Source organism: Paenibacillus sp. GYB006 (assembly GCF_036577645.1).
Taxonomy (GTDB): domain Bacteria; phylum Bacillota; class Bacilli; order Paenibacillales; family Paenibacillaceae; genus Paenibacillus.
Genome location: NZ_JARBDA010000038.1, coordinates 1 through 2,533, shown reverse-complemented (window position 1 = coordinate 2,533; position 2,533 = coordinate 1). Strand labels below are relative to the sequence as shown.

General features: G+C 35.6%; 3 protein-coding genes. 2 read left to right on the top strand and 1 reads right to left on the bottom strand.

Annotated features, from left to right (window positions below; all coding sequences use genetic code 11):
• Window positions 1-491: 491 nt before the first annotated feature.
• Window positions 492-638: a DUF3006 domain-containing protein gene (locus PV403_RS24730; RefSeq protein WP_225229212.1), complete on the bottom strand. Its 147-nt coding sequence runs from the start codon at window positions 636-638 to the stop codon at window positions 492-494.
• 374 nt (window positions 639-1,012) lie between these two features.
• On the opposite strand from PV403_RS24730, the gene PV403_RS24725 reads away from it, so the two are divergent.
• Window positions 1,013-1,486, top strand: coding sequence for a peptidoglycan-binding domain-containing protein (locus tag PV403_RS24725; protein ID WP_191799805.1), 474 nt, complete (start codon window positions 1,013-1,015; stop codon window positions 1,484-1,486).
• Window positions 1,487-1,498: 12 nt separating this feature from the next.
• Entirely contained in the window at window positions 1,499-2,110 is a 612-nt protein-coding gene (locus PV403_RS24720; protein ID WP_191799804.1) for a hypothetical protein, read from the top strand.
• The last annotated feature ends 423 nt before the right edge of the window (window positions 2,111-2,533 follow it).

Genomic DNA, 2,533 nt, shown 5'->3' with positions numbered 1-2,533 from the left:
AGCTTAATGATCAGCATTTCTTCTTATAATAGGGTTCATCGTATCGTTGGTTGAGCAAAAGCTAAGAGCACCCGATTCGGGTGTCCTTTGACGTCATCGAATTGACGGTCGACAACGATCCAGCAAAAATCGGTATTTGCATAGTTCTAAAAGGGCTCGCTGTATCGATTAAATTGCCAAATAAATTTCAATAATAATATATTATTCTATTTTATTACATAACTTCGTTCATTGCGGTCTTGCTTCAAACCATTTATTTAAAAAAACCTATTCATAACAGCCATTTCTGCAATCAATTCAACTGGTTTAGAAGAAATATCCAAACGGTTAATAACGCTGAACAGAAATCAGATAGAATAAATAGATTAAACCCGACTTCTAAAAGCGTAATCAGGTTTTTACAATAAGTAAACTATAATTGTAGAAATAAATTATCGATCAATCTTCCCAAACATCGTCCATAAGCTTCTCAATTTGCTTCTCTCGTTGCTCTATTTCAGTCGGTTTTGGCTTCCATACGTAACTACATCTCCCACTTTGATAAAAGCATCAACAATGGAATTAGAAACATCATGTGTCTGTCCATCTATTTCGATTACCGCGTAATCACCTTCAAACCGATCAAAGATTCCTTTCATTCATTAACCTCCTTTTTATTTTTTACATCGCAAAAGAGCAGAAGGAAAGCAACATAAAATAGCATTAGTCGCATGGCAAATAAGCTAGTTCATTGGCTTTATGTCATCCTGAAGATCAAAAATCTTTTCGCACTGCCAAACTTTTTTGAATTGGTGTAAGCTTCCAAAAAATGGGTTGGAGGGTTATTTGTCATCATGATTTAAGTTCCTTTTACCGATAATCTTGACAAGATATTAGCTGATATAGATTAAACTTTACAAAGGGTACAGTTTAATCTCTTATTGTATTTTTTTTACTTTTTTTAAAATATATAACTTTTTGCTACTTTCACGTGTTCTAATATATGAAACTATTATTTGGAAGGAGTTAAACTATGTTTAAAAAGAAACTATTAGCAAAGCTTATCCCATTGGCCCTATTAGGTTCCTCGTTGGCGGCGGGTATAGCTTCTGCAAGCGCAGCAGTGGATTTTGCTGGTTTCCCTACACTTAAAAGTGGAAATAGTGGTGGTTATGTAAAGGCGTTACAAGTTAATTTGTACTGCTTTGGGTTACAATCTACAGTCGGAAGTATCGATGGCAGTTTCGGAACAGGTACGTTTAACGCGGCAAAAAGCTTTCAAAGTAGTCACAAACTAACATCTGACGGTATAGTTGGTTCAGGGACTTGGAATAAGATGAGTTCCTATACCATTGTAGAAGTTCCTGATGTAAGTTTCTCTTTATGGACAGGGGAAAGCTCAACATATTGGGCGATGTATGCTAACAAAAATAACAATGCTAATTTGTCCTATCAATTATTGTATAAGAGTAATAACGCCGTCGTTAACTCTGGTAGCGTTTATTAAGGAGGATGAAAAATGAAAAAAACATTATTTGTTGCAAGCGTGGCCACTATTCTTGCAAGTGGAGGATTCATCTACCATTCTTACGCTGATGGGAATAGCATTGCACAAGCTCAAGCTACAACAAGCTCAGTAGTAACTAATCAAGAAGCTCAGTCTTCGCAAGCTGTAAACAATGACGCAACAGTAAATCAAGATACTCAACTGGAAGGAACTGTGGATCTTTCCACAGTGTCGGCTAATGAAATCTTTATCCCTAAATCGGTTCCAGATATATCTTCTGTCACTAAAAGTAATGCGTTACTAACCGAAGGTGAAATATATGCAAGGAAAACAGATATTGGGCTTCAGCTCCGGACATTTTATAACACTCAATCTGGTAGTGAAATTCTCTTTACTCAAGTGCCCGCTACTCTAACTGATGAAGAGACTATTGCAAGTTTAGAAAACTCCTATCATTTGGAACAAGTACAAGTAACCAAAATTAATGATTACACTGCTGCCTATGTAGATGGGGAGAATAGAAAAGTCGTTCATTTAATGACATCGGATCATTTCTATACTGCCTCTACAATAACAGGTACTCTTGATGATGTCATGAATGTTATTGGTCAAATTAAAGAATAATTGAGTCACTACATAAAAGCCAAAGTAACCGACAACGGAACTTTGGCTTTTAAATACTGACTGGCTAGAGCGCCATATTAAAACTAGAGTATAGACATCTTATTCTCTTTATATGTATTTGTATTTTGATAATTACATAAAAAGTTAAATAAAGGGAATTGGGAGCGTTAGTTTATTTTTAGTAGGAGCCAACTATATTGGCAATACTCGGCAGGGGACCAAAACAAAAAAAGTATTCATTGGCAATTTCCCGCAAATCTCTAACCGGCTAGACATCTCCATCAATAATCTAAAGTAATTCTCGAACACTTATGGTGCCTATTGATATATGGGCACCTGTTCTTATATTAGCTCTCTGTTAATGAGATAAACATTCAATCTAGATATGAATTTAATTCTAGTGGTTGTTAAACTATTCTGCCC

Coding starts and splice junctions, on each gene's coding strand:
- PV403_RS24720 (WP_191799804.1), top strand. CDS start 1,499: ATGAAAAAAACATTATTTGTTGCAAGCGTGGCCACTATTCTTGCAAGT.
- PV403_RS24725 (WP_191799805.1), top strand. CDS start 1,013: ATGTTTAAAAAGAAACTATTAGCAAAGCTTATCCCATTGGCCCTATTA.
- PV403_RS24730 (WP_225229212.1), bottom strand. CDS start 638: ATGAAAGGAATCTTTGATCGGTTTGAAGGTGATTACGCGGTAATCGAA.